A 20,632-nucleotide genomic window follows, 5' to 3' on the forward strand; every position below is an offset into this window, starting at 1 on the left:
ACAGGGGAGGCGACTCCCCTTCCTACTCGATATGTCTAGCTATTGCCTACCCGTCAATTGGCAGGCTTTGCCACTAGCGAGCGAGTCTCTTCGCGTGCTTCAGTGAGCACTATGCGCAGCGGATCGCCAAGCTTGTAACGCTCTTCGCCCTCGATCTGGATACGGCCCTCTTTATCGTCAATGACCACTTTGCTGCGGTCACTGTGCATCAAGGGGGCGGGCACAAACGCAGTTGCGCCATTTTCCACCAGACGAACGCGCATGCCGCCACGGTTGATGGCCATGATTTCGGCCTCAAACGTATCCTGGTTCTGTGCAGCGGGCGTTAGGTAACGCACGTAGAGCCAGTCTTTCACGTCGCGCTCGGCCATACGGTTCAGGCGGCGGCGTTCCGTCAGTTGCTCGGTGAGCTGCTGGGTCGCTTCGGCGGGGGCCTGTTCGCCTTTCAACACGCGTTTGATCAGGCGGTGGTTGACCATATCGCCATACTTACGAATCGGCGAGGTCCAGGTAGCGTAGGCGGCTAGGCCCAGGCCAAAGTGTGGGCCGGGCTGGGCCGACATGCTGGTAAAACCCTGGAAGCGGCGCAGGCGCGCATCCAGCCAGGCGTCATCGCGGCTTTCCAGCACACGCTTAAGCTCAGTGTAGCGGGCAAGCTCTGTCAGCGCTTCGCGTTCGACCACGATCTCCTGACCTGCCAAGAATTCCTGGGCGGCTTCGGCTTTCTCGGGCTCGAACGCGCGATGCACGTTAAAGATACCGTGGCCGATGTGCTGGGCCAGGAAATCCGCGCAGCAGGCGTTAGCCACAATCATCGACTCTTCGATCATGCGGTTGGCAATGCGGCGCTCTTCGGTGCGCACCGCCAATACGTTACCGGCGGGATCGAGATCAAACACGTAGTCGGGACGGTCTTTAAACACCAGCGCGTGTTCATTGCGCCAAGCGGTACGCGCTTCGGTCAAATCACGCAGCGCAGTAAGCTGCTCGGCGATCTCATCCGCGGGTGCCCAGTCGCCTTGACCTTCGATCCAGTCGGAGACGTTGTCGTAAACGAGCTTGGCGTGAGATTTAACGTTCGCCGCAAAAAAGCGGTAATCGCCCATGCTGCCGTCGGCATTAATATCCAGCGTACAGGCCAGCGCGGGGCGCTCCTTGCCTTCCCACAACGAGCAGAGATCATCTGCTAGCTGCTCTGGCAGCATAGTGACGTTTTGGCCAGGCAGGTAAACGGTAAAGGCGCGAGTGCGGGCTTCTAAATCAGCCGCATGGCCCTCTTCCACATAAGCGGTGGGGTCGGCAATCGCTACGCTCAACCGCCAGCCGCCTTCCGCACGAGTAGCCACGTGCAGCGCATCATCCATATCGCGGGTCTTCTCACCATCGATGGTGAAGAAGGGCGTGGGCGTTAAATCTTCGCGAGTCAGGCCTTCATCGATCAGCGGCCAGTCGGTGCCCGCATCGGGGCACTCTTGCTCCAGCGCATGGCGTGCAAGTGTGACGCGCCATGGCACTGCCGGATCATCGCTTTTGGCGACCAGCTCATCAATCTGGGCAAAGAAAGCGCGGTCATCGGCTTTTAGTGGATGGCGTACCAAGCGGGCAACGACCCAATCGCCGTCAGCAATGGAGTCTTCGTCAAGGCTGTTCTTAATCCGCGCCTTGATAACGTTTTTAATCGACGGATGGTCGGGGGCGACAGATAGGCGACCTTCGCGCTTCTGCACCCGGGCGACAAACCGATCAAGACCCGCTTCAATCAGCTTTTCCGGCTCAATGGACTTTTTGTCACCGTTCTCGTGAATCACGCCTTCCACGCGATCACCGTGAATCACCTGCTTCATGGCGGGCGGCGGCACGAAATAGGATTCACCGTCGTCGGTTTCGAGAAACCCGAAACCTTTGTCGGTGGCTTTGATCACCCCTTCAGCACGGGGGGTGGTTTGACGAATCTGTTGCTTGAGCTGGGCAAGCATGGCGTTGTTCTGAAGCATGAGCTCAATCAGTTGGCGAGAGTTAGGCTGCCACTATACGGATTCCCGCAGGCTGCGCCAATTGTCGCTATGCGATGTTGGCCCTGATGTTGGCTTTGGTAATGGCGAGTCAAAGGCTTACATGCGCTCAAGGGAATCGGTTAAGCTGAATATTCATACTCACGGAGCGCGCTATGACACCTCGCCTGATTGTTTCTGACCTGGATGGCACCCTATTAGGAAGCGACCACACCCTGCACGCAAGCACCGTAGAGGTGCTAAGAGCATTGGTGAAGCAAGGTCATCATGTCGCACTCGCCTCTGGCCGCCACTACCACGATATGAAGGTGTTTCGTGATCAGTTGGATATTCCGGCGCACTTGATTAGCACCAATGGTGCTTATGTACATGATCCCAACGATGCTTTGTTGGCGGCTAATCACCTTGAGCCTGAATATGCAAAGACGCTAATCGGTCTTCCGCGCCCTCCTCAAGTACGGCTTAATCTTTATCGCGAAAGCGGCTGGCATATTGATTCAGAAGCTCCACATTTATTATCTCTTCATGCCTCTACAGGGTTTGGCTATGAAGTCGTGTCCCCCGCGCAAATGGACACTAACGGTGTAGGCAAAGTGCTCTATCTAGGCGACCCAAAGGCGCTAAAGCAGTTAGAAGCACAGGCGCAAGAGGCCCACGGCGACGGGCTGCATATTACCTATTCCACCATTGATTCTCTGGAAATCATGGCCGGTGGGGTCAACAAAGGCGTGGCGCTGTCATCACTGCTGGAACGGTTGGGCTTAACGCCTGCAGATTGCCTAGCGTTTGGCGATAATCTTAACGATACCGAAATGCTCGATTTAGCAGGGGAGGCCCAGGTAATGGCCAATGCCCACCCTGCGCTATTTGATCGTGTCACCGGCGCTGAACGTATCGGTCACCATGGCGAAGCCGCCGTTGCCCAATGGCTGAAAAAGCGCTTTGGGCTGTAGGGTTACGTATTAATTAGTGGCTCTTAATTTCGTCACTTGCAGCGACTTGGGGCTGAGGTCAATCTGAAGCAGCTCAACAGCTTGGCCTAAAATTTGGCGAGCTGCCTGTTTGGGCAGAACAGCGGCTGGAGCAAGCAACGCCTGCGCAGTTGGATGAGTGGTCTGGAGCGATCTTGACCGCCAACTCCCTTGATGAGCTGTTCAAAAACTGACGTTACGCTTTATTTATTCGCTGGTGGTTTCAGCCAATCAAACATTTTCATTATAAAGCTACGTTCAGTGGGTTTTTCATCGTTTTTGCCAATAAAAGCCTCAAGCAGACTTTGATTAAGCTGTTGAGGAAGAGCGTTGGCATCGGCCATGAGCGCTTCGCGTGAAATATCTTCCTCAGCGCTAGAATTGCTTCGCATTTACTATTATCTCTTTTCAACTAACCGTTGAGTTAGCAAAGCGTTTACCAAGATTGGCAAAGTCTTCGCTCGACATCAGTATGTCAAAAATATCTTCAGGTGCCCCTTTGCCTTCGGCGCGGTGGGTCATAAAGTTGAAATCCATCTCGATCAGGTGCTCAAGGCGTGGGGCATAGAAGTCGGGATATTGTGCCTGCATGATGGGAGGCAGGTCGTTGTAATTGCCAAGCACTTCTTTGAAGAAGTCGGTCATCTTGCCTGTTTGGCTGTACTCCAGCTTGCCACGGGCTACGACGGCCTGTTTCCATACTTGCCGCTGATCATAATCTTCTTGCCAGGCTGCGCGCTGTTCATTGGCCGTAAACGTGCCACTATCGTCATAAATAATCAGTACTAATTGATCTTGAGACAAGCCGCTAAAAGGATTGCTACCTCTGCCATTAACAAAGGAGGTGGCCTGCTTTGCTCGCTCCAAGAGTTCTGGATCATCGGTGTTGGGAACTTCGGCATCATATCGAGCTCGGTTGTTATGGTAGCCTTGGCCGGTAATTTGGCTTAGCAGTGCATCGGCTTTTTGGCCTAACGCTTTACGATCCAGGCTAGCATCACGCTCTTCGGCACGCAGGGCGCTATCGCTTAACTGCTGAGCCAACGTGGAAAGTTGGCTTGATGGCTTCGATGAACCAGAAGTAGGAGTTGTGCTGCCGCCTTGTTCAGTTCCCTTGGTTGATACACCCTGAGTGCGGCTACCCGATGTAGATTGAGAGGTCACCGGAGTAGATGGCCCGATACCGATTGTCATTGCAATACCTCCTTGTGGCTTTGCTTAATCGCTATCAATATGTGGCCGATGATAGTGGCGAAAGCGCTGGTTATTGCTCTATATCTACATTATTAATCGGCTAAGCAAACAAAAGCATTAAGTAAATATTGTATTTTTTTGTTAGCATTCTTATTAATACACAGAAATAGCGTAGCCACAGGTGATTTCATCATTAGTCGAAGGGGGCTTGAGATGCACAGTTTCCTCGACCATCATCAAGGCCCAATAACGACAATAGCGTAGGGCTGAACCCGCTGAGATGACGACAACCCCTGCTACTTTGATTGTGGTCGACGATGACCCAGAGATTTGTGAACTGCTCGCTGACTACCTGGGGCGCCATGGCTATCGGGTATTCACAGCGGACGGTGCGCAGGCGTTGCATTCTCTGCGTGCAGAACACGCCCCCGACTTGCTTATTGTCGATTTAATGCTCCCCGGTGACGATGGCTTTACCATCTGCCGTGACGTCCGAAAGCACAGCGATGTGCCGATCATAATGCTTACCGCCAGCGCCGATGAGACCGATCGCATTCTGGGTCTGGAGCTGGGTGCTGATGACTACTTGGGCAAGCCGTTTAATCCCCGCGAATTGCTGGCGCGCGTCAAAGCGGTACTGCGACGCACCCGCAGTGCTCCACCAGAGTTGCCTGCGGGGCAGGCGCGCTGGGTCAGTTTTGGTAATTGGCAACTCGACCGCATGACCCGCGAGTTGATTGACCTGCAGGGCGAGCGCGCCGCGCTTTCAGGGGCTGATTTTCAGCTATTGCAGGTGTTTTTAGAGCATCCGGCGAAGGTGCTCACTCGGGATGATCTATACGCGCTTACCCGTGGGCGGGACGCGCCGCCGCTTGATCGCTCCATTGATGTCCACGTTTGCCGCCTGCGCCAACGGCTGGGTGAAGATGCCCAGCACTCGCAGTTGATTCGAACGGTGCGCGGGGCAGGCTATGTGTTAACCGCCCAAGTAGATGCATTAACGTGAGACGCGTGGAGTGGGCAACCATTCGTCGACGCTTATCCCGACGAGCTGCCCGCTGGCTGCCGGCGTCGCTGCGCGGGCGCTTCGTGATCATCATGATCGCCGGAGTGCTTGTCGCCCAAGGGGCCAGCTACGCCATCTGGACTTCCCAGGTGCGCTCCAGCCACTTGGCACAGCTTGATGAGCTGTCCACCAATATGGCGTTTAGCATCGCCTCCACCATGAAGTTTTTCCGCTCACTGCCCGTTGATTACCGCCATATTGTGCTCGATCAGCTGCGTAATATGGGTGGCACGCGCTTTTTTGTTAGCGTCAACGAACGCAGGCTGGCCATCGACGATATCGGCTCCGGGCCGGAAAAACAGGTGGTGGTGAACAATGTGCGCTCGGTGCTCACCCAGCAGCTCAATATCGACGACGTGATTGTCGAGTTCTCCCGCCCGGAAAACCTGCGTGTGCTCAATAACGAAGTACTGCTTTACGACCTACCGCCCCGCTGGGGGCAGCACAGCCTGCTGATGGAGCCACTCTCGCCGCCGATTTTAGTGGTTCAACTGGAGCTTGCCCCAGGCACCTGGCTGTATGTGGCCACGCTGCTGGGCGTACCGGATATTTTCAGCGGTTATCGCTGGCTCTCTGAAGAGCGTTTGCTGGTCGGGTTACTGGTGCTGCTGAGTGTGCTGGCGCTTTCGCTGTTAGGAATTACCAGTGTGACCCGACCATTGGCGCGGCTTTCACGGGCAGCGAATCAGTTGGGCGATGATTTGGATATGCCGCCACTACGGGAGAGTGGCCCCAAAGAAGTGGCCGCCACCGCCGCGGCGTTCAATCGCATGCAGCGGCGTATTCGCGAGCAGATTGAGGAGCGCGAACGGCTGTTTTCGGCGATTTCCCATGATTTAAAGACCCCCTTAACCCGCATGCGCCTGCGCGCCGAGATGCTCGATGACGACTATCAGCGCGAGCGCTTTTGCGCCTCATTGGATGAGTTGGATAGCTTGGTTAAAGGTGCCTTGGCCTCGGTAAAAGGCTTAGACCTGCATGAAGAGCCCGAGCCCGTTGATCTAACACACCTGCTCAAAGAGCTGGCCGAAGAGCTTAGCCTTCAGGGGGGGAAGGTCACTATTGAGATTAAAAGTGGTTCTCTTATCGCGCCGCTGATTGTCAAGCCGGTAGCGCTTAAACGCTGCCTGGCAAACCTGCTTGAGAACGCGGTGTTCTATGGCAAGCAGGCCGATGTGCAGCTAATCGATCACGGTAATGTTGTCACCATGCGTATTCGTGACCACGGCCCAGGTATACCCGAAGAGCAATTGGGGCGGGTGTTTTCGCCCTTTGTGCGCCTGGAGCCCTCACGCAGTCGACACACGGGTGGTAGCGGCCTCGGGTTGGGCATTGCCCGGCATATTGCCCGTGCCCATGGCGGCGATATCACGCTCGCCAACCATGCTGATGGTGGGCTGGTGGTAACTCTCACGCTACCCCGCCAGGAAACTATTACAGGTTTGTAATAAAACCCCAACACTATGCAGTACTCGGTAACTCCCGTTGACGCTCCCCTTGGCGTAACCTCTTGGATGTCGAACGTCCGAGAGGACAATAACAATATAAGGAGTTACTCCATGTCGACGCTTAAGAAGACGACCCTCGCGCTTGCTCTGGCAGGTGCCACGCTAGCCACCACCGCTCAAGCGAATGAAGTTGAAGTGCTGCACTGGTGGACTTCCGGTGGTGAAGCTCGCGCTGCCAACGTGCTTAAAGAGTTAATGGAAGCTGAAGGCTACGGTTGGCAGGACTTTGCAGTGGCAGGCGGCGGCGGTGAAACCGCCATGACGGTGCTTAAATCTCGTGCCATGTCGGGCAACCCACCCTCTGCAGCCCAAATCAAAGGCCCCGAAATTCAGGAGTGGGGTGAGCTTGGCTTGCTCGGTGACCTGAACGGCGTTGCCGATGCGGAAGGCTGGGATGAGCTGCTGCCGGAAGTCGTGGCCGATATCATGCGTCACGACGGCCAATACGTGGCGGTACCCGTCAACGTACACCGGGTAAACTGGTTGTGGGCCAACCCCGAAGTGCTCGAAGCGGCAGGGGTAGAGATGCCCACCACGCTGGATGAACTATTCGAGGCAGGTGAGGCTATCCGAGAAGCGGGCTTCGTACCGCTGGCTCATGGCGGCCAATCCTGGCAGGACGCTACGGTTTTCGAAAGCGTACTGTTAGGTGGTCAGGGTAGCGAGTTTTATCAGCAGGCATTGGTAGAACTAGACCCTGAAGCCCTGGGCGGCGAACAAATGATCGATGCCCTTGAGGACTTCAAGCGTACCCGCGAGCTGATGGATGAAGGCATGCCCGGGCGTGACTGGAATGTTGCCACGGCAATGGTGATTGAAGGAGTGGCAGGGTTTCAGCTGATGGGCGATTGGGCCAAAGGGGAGTTCACTGCGGCCGGACTGACCGCCGGGGAAGATTACCTCTGTGCCGCAGCGCCGGGCACCGAAGATGCGTTCACCTTCAATATCGATAGCCTGGCCATGTTCCGGGTCACTGACGACGATGAGCGAGAAGCGCAGCAAGCGTTAGCCCGCCTAGTGCTTGAGCCTACTTTCCAGGAAGCGTTTAACCTTGCCAAAGGCTCGATTCCTGCGCGGCCAGATCTGGACATGAGCGAATTCGATAGCTGTGCCCAGCAGTCGTTGGCTGATTTCCAGCGCACCGCTGAAGAGGGTGGCCTAGTGCCCAGTATGGCCCACGGCATGGCCGTACGTGCGGATATACAGGGTGCCATTTTTGATGTGGTTACCAACTACTTCAACGACGCCGATATGCCTGCTGAAGAAGCGGCAGAACGTATGGTGAGCGCTGCCGAAGCGGCCTCTTTCTAGGCTTTTCTAGCGTTAGCGTTCTTCAGGCGCCGCTGCAACGGCGGCGCCTTCGTTGCTTGGCAAGGATACTTCTCCATGAGAGATTCCCTCCCCATGAAAAATACCTCTGCGACGCCTTTAGGGGCTGGCGCTAAGCGGTCGACGCCATCCGGCGGTTTGCAGGCGTGGCTGCCTCGTCTGGTGCTGGCACCGTCGGTGGCCATTTCGTTGTTCTTTGTTTACGGCTTCATGCTGTGGACGTTCGTGCTCTCGCTAACCAGCTCGCGCATGCTGCCCAGCTATGACTTTGTCGGCTTTGGTCAATATGCACGCTTAATGGCCAATGAGCGCTGGTGGGTCGCCTCGACCAACCTGATGATTTTTGGCGTGCTGTTCGTGGTGATTTGCCTGGCAATTGGCTCGCTGCTGGCGATACTACTCGATCAAAAAATTCGCCAAGAGGGGGCACTGCGCACGATCTATCTTTACCCCATGGCGCTGTCATTTATCGTTACCGGCGTGGTGTGGAAGTGGCTACTCAACCCGCAGCTAGGCATTCAGGCGATGGTTCAAGGCTGGGGCTTTGAGTCGTTTCGCTTTGACTGGATTGTCGATCCGGATATGGCGATTTATACCCTGGTGATTGCCGCCGTATGGCAGGCGTCAGGCTTTGTGATGGCGCTGTTTTTAGCCGGGCTGCGGGGTATCGACGACAGCATTATCAAAGCAGCGCAGTTGGATGGCGCTAGTCTGCCGCGGATTTATCTGCGCGTGGTGATGCCCTGCCTGCGCCCGGTCGTGTTTAGCGCGGTGATGATTTTGGCCCATATTGCGATTAAGAGCTTTGACCTAGTCGTCGCGCTCACCGGCGGCGGGCCTGGCTACGCCACCGATTTACCCGCCACCTTTATGTACGCTCATGCCTTTACCCGGGCGCAGATAGGTTTGGGCTCTGCCAGCGCCATGCTGATGTTGGGCGGCGTGTTGGCGATTTTGATTCCTTATCTCTACTCCGAATTAAGGAGCCGCAAGCATGGCTAATGTGATTCGTCGTCAGACGCCCGCTGCGCGGCTGGGCCGTGGCCTGCTCTATGGCGTACTGATCCTCGCCGCGCTGTTCTATATTCTCCCGCTGGTGGTCATGCTGATGACCTCGGTGAAGCCGCTGAGCGAAATCAGCGCCGGTTCGCTGCTCTCGTTTCCGCAAAACCCCACCTTCGCACCGTGGACAAAAGCCTGGGGTGAAGCCTGTACCGGCATGCGCTGCGATGGCGTTGGCGGCTACTTCTGGAACTCCTTTGCGATTGTGATTCCAGCGGTGCTGATCTCAACCACTATCGGAGCCCTTAACGGCTATGCGCTGACCAAATGGCGCTTCAAAGGCTCTGAATTAGTCTTCGCGCTAATGCTGTTTGGCTGTTTTATTCCTTTCCAGGTGGTGCTGTTGCCCATGGCGCAAACCCTCGGCTGGCTGGGGATCTCCAGCTCCCGCGCCGGGTTGATCCTGGTTCACGTGGTCTTTGGCATCGCTTTCACCACGCTGTTCTTCCGCAACTTCTACGTGGGTATCCCCAACGAGCTGGTATCGGCGGCGAAGTTGGATGGCGCGGGCTTTTTCCGCATCTTCTGGCGCATTCTACTGCCGGTTTCGGCTCCGATTATTGTCGTCTCAGTGATTTGGCAGTTCACCCAAATCTGGAACGACTTCCTGTTTGGCGTGGCGTTTTCAGCCCACAACACCCAGCCCGTTACCGTGGCGCTAAACAACCTGGTGAATACCTCCACCGGCGTTCGCGAGTACAACGTGGATATGGCGGCGGCGATGATTGCCGCGCTGCCCACCCTGGTGGTGTACGTGCTGGCGGGAAAATACTTCGTGCGCGGGCTGACAGCAGGCTCGGTTAAAGGTTAATAACAATCAGATTGATGACAACTTTCTAAAGTTTGCCTTGGCAAGGTCAGATCAACCCGTAGCGGGGGTCTTTTTCCAGGGATGGAAAAAGTAGCGTCCAGGGAGGGATTTACAGCGCCCCCGCGAAGGGTTGTTCTGACCGGGCTAACAGCTTTGTCAGCAGTCTTACAATAGGATTTTCATTATGGCAGCGTTAGAAATCCACAACGTGCGCAAAGAGTTCGGCAGCGAGCGGGTGCTCAAAGACGTCAGCATCTCGATCGATTCCGGCGAGTTTTTGATTCTGGTTGGGCCGTCAGGCTGCGGTAAGTCCACGCTGATGAACGCCATTGCCGGGCTTGAGCCAGTGACGTCCGGCAATATTTATATCGATGGTGAAGACGTGACCTGGCGCACCCCCGCGGATCGGGATATCGCCATGGTGTTTCAGTCCTACGCGCTTTACCCCAGCATGACTGTACGCCAGAACATCAGCTTCGGGCTGGAGATGCGCAAGGTGCCCAAAGCCGAGCGGGAAGCCGCGGTGGAGCGGGTGGCCGACCTACTGCAAATTACCCACCTGCTGGAGCGAAAGCCTGCACAGCTCTCCGGCGGGCAGCGTCAGCGTGTAGCCATGGGACGTGCGTTGGCTCGGGAGCCAAAGGTGTACCTGTTTGACGAACCGCTCTCTAATCTGGATGCCAAACTGCGCGTGGATATGCGCACTGAGATCAAAAAGCTCCACCAGCGCCTGGGCACCACCATTGTGTACGTCACCCACGACCAGGTCGAAGCCATGACCCTGGCCGACTGCATTGCGGTGATGCGCGACGGCCATATTCTGCAGCTCGGCTCGCCGGATGAGGTCTACAACAACCCGGTGGATATGTTTGTGGCGGGTTTTATGGGCTCGCCGTCGATGAACTTTATTCGCGCCACTCTGGAAGATAGCAACGGCGGTTATCAACTGCGCATTGCCACGCCGGGTGAGGATGAACTGGTGCTGCCCTGGCCGGAGGAGCGCATCGCCGCGGATATGGCCGAACGGCTTAACCAGCCGGTCATTCTTGGCCTACGCCCAGAGCACTTCAGTGAAGAAGATGAGCGGTTAACGTCCCAAGCCGAAGGAACGCTGTTGAGCGCTAATGTGGCGGTGGTAGAGCCTACCGGGGCGGATATTTTGCTGCGCTTACCGCTGGGCGAACAGGAAGTGACTGCCCGTGTCGGGCCTAAATGCGCAGTAGTTGCAGGGGAGCGCTTATCACTGCGTGTTGATATGGGGCGGGCGATTCTATTTGATGCCGAGACCGAGCAGCGTATTGCGTAAGCGGTTTGACTTGAACCTGTTGTGAAATAGTAGGCCCCCTGCTGGTTTCAGCAGGGGGCCTCTTTTGTAGTTACCTAAAGGTTTCAACTGCAGGTATTACTTACGAATAAGCCGTAGCTCGCCATTGAGCGCCTTGATGATCGAGTAGCACATCAGCAGCATCACAATCGAGAACGGAATAGCGGTGGCGGTAACACCGGCCTGAAGGGCGGTCAGACCACCACCGATAAGCAGCACAATCGCGATGAGGCCCTCGACGACTGCCCAGAACATACGCTGTGGCCGCGGAGCATCGATTTTACCACCGGCGGTGATGGTATCGATGACCAGGGAGCCGGAATCCGAGGAGGTGACAAAGAAGATCAGCGCCAGGACGATACCCAGGGTCGACATCAGGCCCGTCAACGGTAGTTCGTTCAGCATGCCGAACAGCGAAAGCTCGGGTCTGTAGTTGTCGATTACATACTCTTTAACCAGGCTGCCCACCGGGTCAGCATAGAGCTGTTCAAGGGCGGTTGAGCCAAAGACGCCCATCCAGACAAAGATAAACAGACTGGGAACCAGCAAAACGCAGAGGATAAACTCACGCACCGTACGGCCCCGGGAGACGCGAGCGATAAACATCCCCACGAAAGGTGCCCAGCTAATCCACCAGGCCCAGTAGAAAATCGTCCAGGACTGGCGGTAGGCATCGTCCTCACGACCGAAGGGCGCGGACAGAGGAATAAACTCAGTGACATAGGTGGTAAGCCCCGACCAGAAACCCGTCATAGCCAGCAGAGTAGGGCCAGCGAAAAGCACAAAAAAGAAGAACAGAACGGCCAGGATCATGTTGATCTCTGAGAGCTTCTTCAAGCCGCCCTCAAGACCGCGCCAAACCGACACCAGCGCCACCGCCGTCACCAGAATGATGACGATGACCTGGGTCAAGGTGCTTACTTCCAGGCCGAAGACAAAGTTCATCCCCGCATTAGCCTGCTGTGCCCCAAGCCCAAGGGACGTTGCCAGCCCGAAGAGGGTGGAAAACACCGCCAGGATATCGATCACATGGCCCCACCAGCCCCAGACGCGCTCACCGAGAATGGGAAAAAACGCCGAGCGAATCGAGAACGGCAAGCCTTTGTTATAGGTAAACAGACCCAGCGCCAGCGCCATGACTATATACACCGCCCAGCCATGGATACCCCAATGGAGATAGGTACCCGCCAGGCCCATGGCGCTGGCGTTATCAACAGCGGCTGGATTCAGCGCCCCATCGGCGCCGAAGGGGGATGCGATGCCCAGAGGCAGCGAGACATTGGCGTGATAAACCGGTTCTAGTACGCCGAAGAACAGCAGGCCGATGCCGATTCCCGCGGTGAACAGCATGGCGAACCAGGAGAGATAGCTGTGATCCGGTCGCGCATCGGCCCCGCCCAGCCTGACTGAGCCATAAGGCAGAACCACCAGCGCTAAGCAGAACAGAATAAAGAAGTCGACCAGAATCATGAAATACCAGTCCAACGTTCCCGTCGAGAAGGCAACAATGGACTGAAAAGTGCTCCCCGCTCGCTCTGGAAACAGCAGGGTGAGGACGATGAAGATAGCGGAAGCAAGCGCGGATACCACAAAAACGCGGTTGTGGATGTCGAAACCGATGGGGCCAAGCTGCCCCTTGATATTGTCCTGGCCGACGACATAGTCGGTCTGCATGTCGCTCGTTACCGAAGGCGACTCAGGATCATTGGGATGGTTCATACACTACGTCTCCTCAGTGGAAGATGCCATGTCAAACCCCCATCATGAGGATAAACAGCGTTGAATCCCATTTTGTGGCCGAAAAGGAGGGGTGCCGCCGTTTAACCCTTTAGCGATTCTGCGGCACCTTTTCTTTATCGAGCCGTTTGATTTGCCGCCACAGGTCTTGGCGTAGATCGGCGATTTTGGGCTGCTCATCGGCAGTGAAGGGCACCGGACGACAGAGCCGCTGGGCGCGTAACCCAAGGCGCGCGCTAAGCAGCCCGGTGGCGAGGCCTTGACCCGCACGGGCGGAAAGGCGGCTGGCTAAATCCAGCGAGAGCATATCCATACTGGCGTCGGTGGCCAGTTCGCTGGCACCGGCAAAAGCCATGTTGTGCAGCACGTTACGAAACAGCCGCAGGCGGCTGGCGTAGCCCAGTTCAAGCCCATAAAGGCGGCAGAGTCGATCCACCATCGCCAGGCTGCGCCAAGCCACCAGCGCCATATCCACCAGTGTTAGCGGGCTGATGGCGACCATGATGGCGGTTTCGCCGGACATACGCGTAATCAGGCGCTGGGCCTCGCGGTCACGCGGCGCTAGCAGGTGGTAACGCAGCAGCGTCTGGATCTCCTCACCACTATGGTGGGGTTGGCTGGCGCGCTGAAAGGCTAGCCAGTGCGGGTCATCGTCGGCGAGCTTAAGTTGGCGCCTCAACTGCTCGGCCATGGCCCGGGCCTGCTTGGGCGAGCGTAGCGGCAGCTCGGCCAGATCGCCGCGCAGTTTGTCGTGGCGCTTGAGACGGCGCAGACGGCCCACCTCTTTGAGCAGGGAGAGGCCGCCCAAGCCAATCAGGCTGACCCCGAACAGCTGCCAGGCCATGGCTAGCCACTGCGACTGAGCCATCGCATCAGGAATGCCGGTGACCAGTTCTGCCGTGCCTAGCCCGGCACCACCCACCAGGGCAAATAGCAGCCCCCAGCGGCGTTTACGCGGCGCACCTAAACTGGCAGCAGGCAGCGCTTTATCTTCGGGAAGGGGCGCCAATGGATGATGCTCGCTGGCGCCAGCAAAGGCTTCGCGCTGACGTAGGGCTGTCTCTGCATCAGCGGCCTCTTCGGGCTGGTCATCCAGCGTGAAGTGGCGGCGTGGCTGTGGGGTGGTCATGTCAGTTTATCTCCAATCAGCCAGTCGATGGCGGCGTCCATGCGAATATGATCCAACGCTTCTGAGCTGGTTGGCATCGGGCGAAAGGCGGGGAAGTCGAAGCCCTGCTGCTGCCAGAAATTGGCAGCGGGCAGCCGGGCGGGCACATCGCCGGGGTAAACCAGCACCTCTTCGCCCTCTAGTGTGGTGCCTCGCAGAGCAGGTGAGCGCTTACCCTCATGGGTTACCTCACGGGCTTCAGTGGCACGAATGGCCGCCAGCGAGAGCGCTTTAACCGGCACGTTGGCAAAGCGAAGGTCTTTGAGAGGCTCTGCCAGCAGGGCCTCCAACAGCTGTACCAAGTGGCCGTGTTGATCGGGAGTGACGTGATCGGCTTTGGTGGCGGCAATCGCCAGGCGGTCAATTTTCGGTGCGAAGAGGCGCGTAAGTAGGCTGCGTTGGCCATAATCGAAGCTGTGCATTAACTGGCGTAGCGCGCTGGAAAGGTCTTCAAAGCGTTCTGGCCCGGCATTGAGCGCGCCAAGCACGTCCACCAGTACAATCTGGCGGTCAAAGCGGCGGAAGTGATCGCGATAAAAGGGCTTGACCACTTGCTGCTGGTAGTAGCGAAAGCGCGCCGCCAGGGTAGCGTAAAGGCTATTGGCAGGCAGTGCCTCCAGCGTTTCTCTAGAGGTGTTGAGTTGAGAGGCGTCGAGCTGCGGTAGCGGAAAAAACTGCAGCACCGGCGCACCTTCCAGTTCGCCGGGCAGTAAAAAACGCCCTGGCTGCAGGTCGGAAAAACCGGCCTTTTTGGCGCGGCGAAGGCCTTGAGCGTACTCCTCGGCAAGAGCAGCAAGCTGGGCTTCATCCGCTTCGCCAGCGGGGTCGAGCTGTTCTACTGCGGCAAGCCATTCGCTAAACAGGCTGCGGCGCTGTTCGCCCTCGTGTAACGCCTGGGCCTGGCTCCAGCTATAAAAGTCGTGCTGCAGCAGCGGCAAATCGAGCAGCCACTCGCCGGGGTAGTCGAATAGATCCAGGGTAAGGTGGGCGATTTCAGGGGTTAGCCAGCCGCTGCGGGCAGGGCGGTAGCGCAGCTGTAAGCGTAACTCGCTGATGCCGCGGGTGGGCTCCGGCCAGCGCGGCGGCGTATCGCGTAGTGCAGCCATGCCGGGGTCGTAGGGAAACCGTGGCACGCCTAAGTCGGGCTGGTTAAGCCGCTGGGCACCCAGCAAGCGGCCTTCCCGGGCAGCGGGTAGCAAATCGAGCTGCGCCTCAACGCCCGCATGACGCAGTTGATTGACCAACGACGTCAAAAACGCGGTTTTCCCCGCTTGGGAAAGGCCGGTGACCGCCAAGCGCAGCTGGCGATCTCGCCCACGCTCTAATAAATTGCTCAGTTCGCGACTTAACGGCTGGCGCATCCTTTCGATCCCTTTGTAGGAGCCTGTCTGACTTAACACTGATCTACTGCGAATCCCGGTATTTTGGCCAACTTTATTCGATCGATTTCGTTAAATAGCACGCTATTCGCCTCAATCGATCGATAAATTTGGCTCAAAATCCGCGCTTCTCGCGACGATCGGCCAAGCCAGGCAGGCTCTCTTAGCCTTTACTGGCTAAACATTAATACCAGTTGCGAAAGCATCGGTAGGGTGGCGATCAAAAAGCCAACCCCCGCCAGTGTGTAGCCTGGCCAGCGCCGGGTCATCTTCTGCGCCAAGGTTAGGCCCACTAAGCACACCACCATACCGATTAAATTAAACGCCAGCGTGGCGGCTTCTAGCCATTGTTGCGGATCCATTGGATCTCCCTAGCTCTAATGCCATTGAGCACATGATAGCAAAGCATTGATGAACCGAAGATTAACTGCGGCTGAGGGTGGTGCCTAACAGGTGCTGGGCGCCAGGCACTAGCCAGACTGGGTCTAGGCGTGTATTGGCGGCTTCAACGCAGATAAAATGTCGTGCTACGTCGACGGGAGTGTCGCTGGGAAGGTCGTTGTTGGGGTGCCACACTACCGTGGAGTCGCTGGACTGCTTGCCGATGCGCAGGCTGCGCTCACCATCGTTGAGCAGCACGGCTTCATTGGTGTGATAAATGCGGTCAACGGCGCCTTGAACGGCCAACGTGCCTTGCTGTTCGCTCTCCGCAAAGTCGCGCAGTTTGTCAAGATAGCGCGCGCCGGAAAGGCCTTCCAGACGACACTGGTGGGTATCGGCAACGGCTAAATAGGTATGCAGTGCACCGCTGGTTTTAATCGGCGTTTCGCCGATGTTCTCGCTAATCAGCTCAACGTTCAAGCGCTGGGCGTTGGCTTGTACCACCAGGCGCGCGGTAAGCAGTGTATGTAGGGGCTGTGCTGGAGAGAGGTGGAGCTCAATTCCCTCGGCGTGCTCATCAACAGCGTCTAGACGCCACTCAGCATGGCGGGCAAGGCCATGGAAAGGGCCGTTGTGGTTGGGGCTCTCATCGGAATAGCGCTCGTCGGCAAACCACGGCCAGCAGAGCGGAATACCACCCCGGATAGCGCCTGGCAGCGCCTGGGGCGTAGGCGTCAGCCATAACCAGCCGGTATCACCAGCAGGGCAGAAGTGCAGCACTTGAGCGCCCTGGAGACTAACCACCAACTCGCCCCAAGGCATATTGAAAAGCACCACGTCGCGGCCTTCCCACTGTGTCGTTTGCTGTCCTTGAGTGCTTTTAATCAGTTGATTGAGCGAGTCGGGGATCATGAATTTTCCTTTAAGAGTTGCCAAGCATCGATACCGAATAGGCGCCGAACACTAACGCTGTGTGCTATGGTAGAACAAGCGTGACTCTAAGGTAAAACGCGTAACTGCAACCCGTAATCGAGATAGTAAGGAGACTATATGGGCTTTATTGCATGGTTAATCATTGGTGGCCTGGCTGGTTGGATTGCTGGCAACATCATGCGCGGCGGCGGTTTTGGCATCTTGGGTAACATCGGTGTCGGTATCGTTGGTGCGGTTATAGGTGGTTTTTTGTTTAGCCTTCTGGGCCTTTCGTCCGGTGGCTTTATCGGTTCGCTAGTCACCGCGATCGTGGGGGCCGTGGTGCTTCTTTGGGTAATCAGTAAGGTTAAAAAAGCGTAGCGATTGAGTTGCTACCTGTATGTCACCGCCCGGCCTTTTGCCGGGCGGTGTCGTTTTATGCATACCGAGGCCTAAGGCTATCGGTGTTCGCACCACTTTCCGTTACACTAGGCAGCTTTACTTCCGGCTATTTGCTGGTGTTATTGTGCTTTTTCGAGGTGCCTCTTGATCGACGTGTTAAATGCCTGGTGGGCCCAACAGCTGGTGCTGTGTGATTGGGCGTTTACTCCTCATCCGCTGGCGGTCGATGCAGGAGCGGCAGAGCAGCGCCTGCTACAACTGGGCATTACCAATCGAGGCGAGCTGGCCGAACAGCTCTTCCACGGGCTGGGGGCTCCCGCAGGTAGCGCTGACCGTTTGCTAGGCGCTTTGGAATGGGCCGCGTTGGCGGGAGCGGCTGGCTGGTTAGAGGCTGATCAAGCCCGTCATTGGGCGCATCATCTAACCCGTCGTATCACCAGCGACTACAGCGATCTACGTGCCTGGCTAGCGGATCTACGCCGTGCGTTAGGTGCGCGGGGCTGGGAAGTAGGGGCCGATGACCGTTTTATTGACGCTTGCCAAGCGCTGGCCAAGCTTGAAACCGATGGCGAAGGGGTTACCTGGGATACGCTTGAAAATGCCCTGGCTGAACTTCCGGCTCCCGCTTCGCTATGGCCCCAGCAACCTGAAGCGCAGAGCTGGCGGCTATGCGCGCTGTTCCGGCCGGTTATTGTCTATCCCGCCAGCCAAGCCGACTGGCCCGAGGCCACCGAGTGGCTGGCCCACGTGTGGGATGTCCATGACCGTGACGCGCTAATAGGCGTGATGCTTTGGCTAGGCGCTCAAGGTGAGCGCCAGCGCTGGGATATCGAAGCACGCGAATTGCTCAGTATGGACAACGCCCAACGCATGGAGTGGCAGCGTAGCGTTGTGGAAGATTCGCCCTATGCGCCGGTGCTGAATAAGTTCGTCACTCAAGGCGAGCCCCTGGAGTGGGCGGCTTGGGATTGGCTGCGGATTGTGGAACTTGCCTGGGCTGGCGCCTGCTGTGGCTTGCTGAGCCAGGAAGAGGCTGATGACTTAGCGGGGCACGCCGCTGATTTACTCAGTCGGCGCTACCACGACTGGTATGCCGTGCTGAATGCGTACGGGCGCGGGCAGAGTCTGTTTGATGGCATTGACCGGCGGGGTAAAACACCCAGCGAGCGGCACCAGTTGTTGCTGCACAGCGCCCATAGCCCTTGGAATAGCCCCTGGAAATGCTCCCCAGGGGAGCTATTGGATGAACCTACGCGCAAGGCATCTCAAGCGCGCATTCGGCAGTGGCGCAATACGCCCCATCACTGGTTGTTGGCGCTGGCCAGCGTACGCGAACCGGATGCCATGCTGCGCCAGATAGCCCCCTCCGCGGCGCTGCCGGAAGAGCAGCGTGCCGATGCAGCGCTCTATTTGCAGGAGTCACTTGGCTTACATGCCGATGAAGGCGCTCATGCACTGGCGCGCTACTGGTTACCCGCTCAGGCGCACCATCTTAATCAGTTGGCGGCCGACGCCGTGCATGGCGTTTTGCCTCCCTCGCAAAGCTGGTTTGGTCAGCCGACCCCGGAAGAGCTTAAGCAGCGCAACGCGGTTAAAGGGGTAAGCCGCCATGCGGCGACGATCCATATGGCCGAAAAATTCGCCTTCTATCTGCATATGTCCCTCGACAGCGGCTTATTCGATCGCGCGCCGTTAATGGAGTATGCCAGCGCACTGCGAAGCTGCCTGTGCCGTTTTTATCCCAATGCCAAACGGTTGTTAGAAGCCTGGTTCGCTTGGGAGAGCTGTCTGCCCGAGCCTGAGCACGCCTCGCTGGTGAATGAAATTATTTGGCACATTGAAGATCCTGGCAGTCTGTTTCACTGGTTGGATTGGCGTCACGACGCTTGGCGCGAACCGGGTAGCCGCCCCACCTTGAGTCACTTCACCGCTATGTCGCTGGTGGGCCCGTTGAACAGTGCGGTATGGAGTGAGCCCCAGCCTGAGAGTGCCCGTGAGTGTGCCGAGATTCGCGAGTGGGTGGAGAGCCACTACCACTTGAGCAACGCAGGCGATATGCAGGAGTTTTTGACCTACATGCTCGAATCGGGGGATCGCCAGGAGTATCAGATTAACTACGCGCCCTATACCCTCAATGCTGAACGCTTAAGCGCTGAGATCGCCATTCTTGAATCCGGCGACTGTGCTGAAGATGAACGCCACCACCTGCTTCGCTTACGTCGTGTGCGCGACAACGAAGATGGCTGTAATGAGGTGGATATGGCGGCCTGGGATATTGCCCAGCTGGTTGATTTGGCCATTGCCGCGCGGCAGTTAAACTGGCTGGATAGCGCTGCTTTCGCTAAGGTGTTGGATCGTGCTTACCAACTGGCGGCAGATCACTATGCCGGATGGCAGGAGTACGCCATGGGGATGTACGCAGGCTTCTCGTTTTTTATGGGCGAAACCCCGGAGCGAGAAAGCTTTTTAGCTGGTTTTCGTCAGGCGCTGGTGGCCTGGATATGCGGTGCACCGGTCTTGGCTGGCCCATGGGTGAGCTTGGATTTTCCAGGCAATAAACCACGCCATTTTGCGCCACTGCATATTGATACCTTACCGGGCGATCAGCGCACATTACATTGATGCTCGCCAAACATATGATAATTAGCTTATAGTCGTGCTTAGAAAAAATGAGTTTTGTCATACCGCCCTCTTATTAATGTCACGAGGTTAATCGCATGGTTGCGTCGCCACGCCCCGCTGTGACCGCTGTCCGTGTCGTAAGTGTCTGTTTTTTAGTTACATTGGTCGCTGGCTGTGCAGGTTCAGCGCGACAAAACAATATTCAGGCCCCCGAGAATTACTTTTCAATGACGTTGCCGGGAATGGGGGCGAACCCGCAAATGTCCCCGGTTGATCCCATCGATGCGCATTTGCGCAGCTTGCAAGTACCACCGCCAACAGTGGTTCGCGAGGCGCTGATGGCGCAACACCAGCGCTGGGCAGGAACGCCTTACCGAATTGGCGGCACCTCAGAAAGAGGCATCGACTGTTCGGCCTTGGTTCGTAATGTTTACCGTGACACCTTTAATTTAGAGCTTCCGCGCTCCACCCGTGGTCAAGTACACGAGGGACGCCCGATCGACCGCCAAGAGCTGCAGGCGGGCGATCTGGTGTTCTTCCGACCGCCGGGTCGTTATAACCATGTGGGTATCTACGTGGGCGATGGGTATTTTCTCCACGCCTCGACCTCAAAAGGGGTCATTATCTCCAGCCTGAATAATAGTTACTGGCAGCGCTACTACTGGCAGTCACGTCGCGCGCTGGAGCCAACGCATCTGGCCCAGCTGGGTGGCAGCGTTTTCCAGTAGCCAGATCGAACACGTTTTAGGAACGG

The 20,632-nt window shown here is 57.0% G+C and carries 18 protein-coding genes; 10 read left to right on the forward strand and 8 right to left on the reverse strand.

What is annotated here, in order from left to right; genetic code table 11:
- Positions 1-53: 53 nt before the first annotated feature.
- A complete protein-coding gene (locus tag K7H09_RS09790) occupies positions 54-1,994 on the reverse strand; it encodes an exoribonuclease II (protein WP_230804539.1) in 1,941 nt (646 codons plus the stop codon).
- Between the two features lie 173 nt (positions 1,995-2,167).
- Here K7H09_RS09790 and K7H09_RS09795 point away from each other — a divergent pair, with 173 nt between their 5' ends.
- Positions 2,168-2,965, forward strand: a complete 798-nt coding sequence (locus K7H09_RS09795; RefSeq protein WP_039859313.1) for a Cof-type HAD-IIB family hydrolase — start codon at positions 2,168-2,170, stop codon at positions 2,963-2,965.
- A 221-nt stretch (positions 2,966-3,186) separates the two neighbouring features.
- Here K7H09_RS09795 and K7H09_RS09800 read toward each other — a convergent pair whose 3' ends face one another.
- The gene (locus tag K7H09_RS09800) at positions 3,187-3,327 is read right to left on the reverse strand and encodes a hypothetical protein (RefSeq protein WP_155705729.1); all 141 of its coding nucleotides are present in this window, start codon (positions 3,325-3,327) and stop codon (positions 3,187-3,189) included.
- 64 nt (positions 3,328-3,391) lie between these two features.
- Complete coding sequence (locus tag K7H09_RS09805) at positions 3,392-4,177, reverse strand: hypothetical protein (RefSeq protein ID WP_230804541.1); 786 nt, start codon at positions 4,175-4,177, stop codon at positions 3,392-3,394.
- Between the two features lie 280 nt (positions 4,178-4,457).
- Here K7H09_RS09805 and K7H09_RS09810 point away from each other — a divergent pair, with 280 nt between their 5' ends.
- The 6 genes from K7H09_RS09810 (at position 4,458) to K7H09_RS09835 (ending at position 11,259) form a co-directional block, all read left to right on the forward strand.
- Positions 4,458-5,183 (forward strand): response regulator, encoded by a 726-nt coding sequence (locus tag K7H09_RS09810; RefSeq protein WP_009287305.1) that lies wholly within the window; start codon positions 4,458-4,460, stop codon positions 5,181-5,183.
- The gene (locus tag K7H09_RS09815; RefSeq protein WP_230804543.1) at positions 5,180-6,691 is read left to right on the forward strand and encodes an ATP-binding protein; all 1,512 of its coding nucleotides are present in this window, start codon (positions 5,180-5,182) and stop codon (positions 6,689-6,691) included. Before K7H09_RS09810 ends, K7H09_RS09815 begins: the two co-directional genes overlap by 4 nt.
- A 111-nt stretch (positions 6,692-6,802) precedes the next feature.
- Positions 6,803-8,062, forward strand: a complete 1,260-nt coding sequence (locus K7H09_RS09820) for an ABC transporter substrate-binding protein (RefSeq protein ID WP_027959702.1) — start codon at positions 6,803-6,805, stop codon at positions 8,060-8,062.
- 93 nt (positions 8,063-8,155) lie between these two features.
- Positions 8,156-9,082, forward strand: a complete 927-nt coding sequence (locus tag K7H09_RS09825; protein ID WP_027959701.1) for a carbohydrate ABC transporter permease — start codon at positions 8,156-8,158, stop codon at positions 9,080-9,082.
- Positions 9,075-9,953: a carbohydrate ABC transporter permease gene (locus tag K7H09_RS09830; protein ID WP_009287309.1), complete on the forward strand. Its 879-nt coding sequence runs from the start codon at positions 9,075-9,077 to the stop codon at positions 9,951-9,953. Before K7H09_RS09825 ends, K7H09_RS09830 begins: the two co-directional genes overlap by 8 nt.
- Positions 9,954-10,137: 184 nt before the next feature.
- A complete protein-coding gene (locus K7H09_RS09835) occupies positions 10,138-11,259 on the forward strand; it encodes an ABC transporter ATP-binding protein (protein WP_230804545.1) in 1,122 nt (373 codons plus the stop codon).
- A 96-nt stretch (positions 11,260-11,355) separates the two neighbouring features.
- Here the strand turns inward: K7H09_RS09835 and K7H09_RS09840 are convergent, their stop codons facing one another.
- From K7H09_RS09840 to K7H09_RS09860, 5 genes are all read right to left on the reverse strand, one after another.
- Complete coding sequence (locus K7H09_RS09840; protein ID WP_190373684.1) at positions 11,356-12,996, reverse strand: BCCT family transporter; 1,641 nt, start codon at positions 12,994-12,996, stop codon at positions 11,356-11,358.
- Positions 12,997-13,105: 109 nt separating this feature from the next.
- Positions 13,106-14,143, reverse strand: coding sequence for a YcjF family protein (locus K7H09_RS09845; protein ID WP_230804546.1), 1,038 nt, complete (start codon positions 14,141-14,143; stop codon positions 13,106-13,108).
- On the reverse strand, positions 14,140-15,543 hold the full coding sequence (locus K7H09_RS09850) for a YcjX family protein (RefSeq protein ID WP_230804548.1): 1,404 nt from the start codon (positions 15,541-15,543) through the stop codon (positions 14,140-14,142). Before K7H09_RS09850 ends, K7H09_RS09845 begins: the two co-directional genes overlap by 4 nt.
- A 188-nt stretch (positions 15,544-15,731) precedes the next feature.
- The gene (locus tag K7H09_RS09855) at positions 15,732-15,923 is read right to left on the reverse strand and encodes a hypothetical protein (protein ID WP_022520445.1); all 192 of its coding nucleotides are present in this window, start codon (positions 15,921-15,923) and stop codon (positions 15,732-15,734) included.
- Between the two features lie 61 nt (positions 15,924-15,984).
- Positions 15,985-16,854, reverse strand: coding sequence for a D-hexose-6-phosphate mutarotase (locus K7H09_RS09860; protein WP_022520444.1), 870 nt, complete (start codon positions 16,852-16,854; stop codon positions 15,985-15,987).
- Between the two features lie 138 nt (positions 16,855-16,992).
- Here K7H09_RS09860 and K7H09_RS09865 point away from each other — a divergent pair, with 138 nt between their 5' ends.
- The 3 genes from K7H09_RS09865 to K7H09_RS09875 all read left to right on the forward strand — a co-directional run bounded on the left by K7H09_RS09865 (position 16,993) and on the right by K7H09_RS09875 (position 20,606).
- Positions 16,993-17,235: a GlsB/YeaQ/YmgE family stress response membrane protein gene (locus K7H09_RS09865; RefSeq protein WP_008958536.1), complete on the forward strand. Its 243-nt coding sequence runs from the start codon at positions 16,993-16,995 to the stop codon at positions 17,233-17,235.
- Between the two features lie 165 nt (positions 17,236-17,400).
- The gene (locus K7H09_RS09870; protein WP_230804550.1) at positions 17,401-19,878 is read left to right on the forward strand and encodes a DUF1266 domain-containing protein; all 2,478 of its coding nucleotides are present in this window, start codon (positions 17,401-17,403) and stop codon (positions 19,876-19,878) included.
- Positions 19,879-19,973: 95 nt separating this feature from the next.
- Positions 19,974-20,606 (forward strand): C40 family peptidase, encoded by a 633-nt coding sequence (locus tag K7H09_RS09875; RefSeq protein ID WP_041157870.1) that lies wholly within the window; start codon positions 19,974-19,976, stop codon positions 20,604-20,606.
- Positions 20,607-20,632 lie beyond the last annotated feature (26 nt).

The organism is Halomonas sp. IOP_14 (genome assembly GCF_021021315.1).
Lineage (GTDB): Bacteria > Pseudomonadota > Gammaproteobacteria > Pseudomonadales > Halomonadaceae > Vreelandella > Vreelandella titanicae.

Bases quoted from the DNA above. Each gene is read 5' to 3' on its own strand.
- K7H09_RS09840 (WP_190373684.1), bottom strand. From the start codon at position 12,996: ATGAACCATCCCAATGATCCTGAGTCGCCTTCGGTAACGAGCGACATG.
- K7H09_RS09860 (WP_022520444.1), bottom strand. From the start codon at position 16,854: ATGATCCCCGACTCGCTCAATCAACTGATTAAAAGCACTCAAGGACAG.
- K7H09_RS09875 (WP_041157870.1), top strand. From the start codon at position 19,974: ATGGTTGCGTCGCCACGCCCCGCTGTGACCGCTGTCCGTGTCGTAAGT.
- K7H09_RS09850 (WP_230804548.1), bottom strand. From the start codon at position 15,543: ATGCGCCAGCCGTTAAGTCGCGAACTGAGCAATTTATTAGAGCGTGGG.
- K7H09_RS09835 (WP_230804545.1), top strand. From the start codon at position 10,138: ATGGCAGCGTTAGAAATCCACAACGTGCGCAAAGAGTTCGGCAGCGAG.
- K7H09_RS09810 (WP_009287305.1), top strand. From the start codon at position 4,458: ATGACGACAACCCCTGCTACTTTGATTGTGGTCGACGATGACCCAGAG.
- K7H09_RS09820 (WP_027959702.1), top strand. From the start codon at position 6,803: ATGTCGACGCTTAAGAAGACGACCCTCGCGCTTGCTCTGGCAGGTGCC.
- K7H09_RS09865 (WP_008958536.1), top strand. From the start codon at position 16,993: ATGGGCTTTATTGCATGGTTAATCATTGGTGGCCTGGCTGGTTGGATT.
- K7H09_RS09805 (WP_230804541.1), bottom strand. From the start codon at position 4,177: ATGACAATCGGTATCGGGCCATCTACTCCGGTGACCTCTCAATCTACA.
- K7H09_RS09825 (WP_027959701.1), top strand. From the start codon at position 8,156: ATGAAAAATACCTCTGCGACGCCTTTAGGGGCTGGCGCTAAGCGGTCG.
- K7H09_RS09800 (WP_155705729.1), bottom strand. From the start codon at position 3,327: ATGGCCGATGCCAACGCTCTTCCTCAACAGCTTAATCAAAGTCTGCTT.
- K7H09_RS09855 (WP_022520445.1), bottom strand. From the start codon at position 15,923: ATGGATCCGCAACAATGGCTAGAAGCCGCCACGCTGGCGTTTAATTTA.
- K7H09_RS09795 (WP_039859313.1), top strand. From the start codon at position 2,168: ATGACACCTCGCCTGATTGTTTCTGACCTGGATGGCACCCTATTAGGA.
- K7H09_RS09845 (WP_230804546.1), bottom strand. From the start codon at position 14,143: ATGACCACCCCACAGCCACGCCGCCACTTCACGCTGGATGACCAGCCC.
- K7H09_RS09790 (WP_230804539.1), bottom strand. From the start codon at position 1,994: ATGCTTCAGAACAACGCCATGCTTGCCCAGCTCAAGCAACAGATTCGT.
- K7H09_RS09830 (WP_009287309.1), top strand. From the start codon at position 9,075: ATGGCTAATGTGATTCGTCGTCAGACGCCCGCTGCGCGGCTGGGCCGT.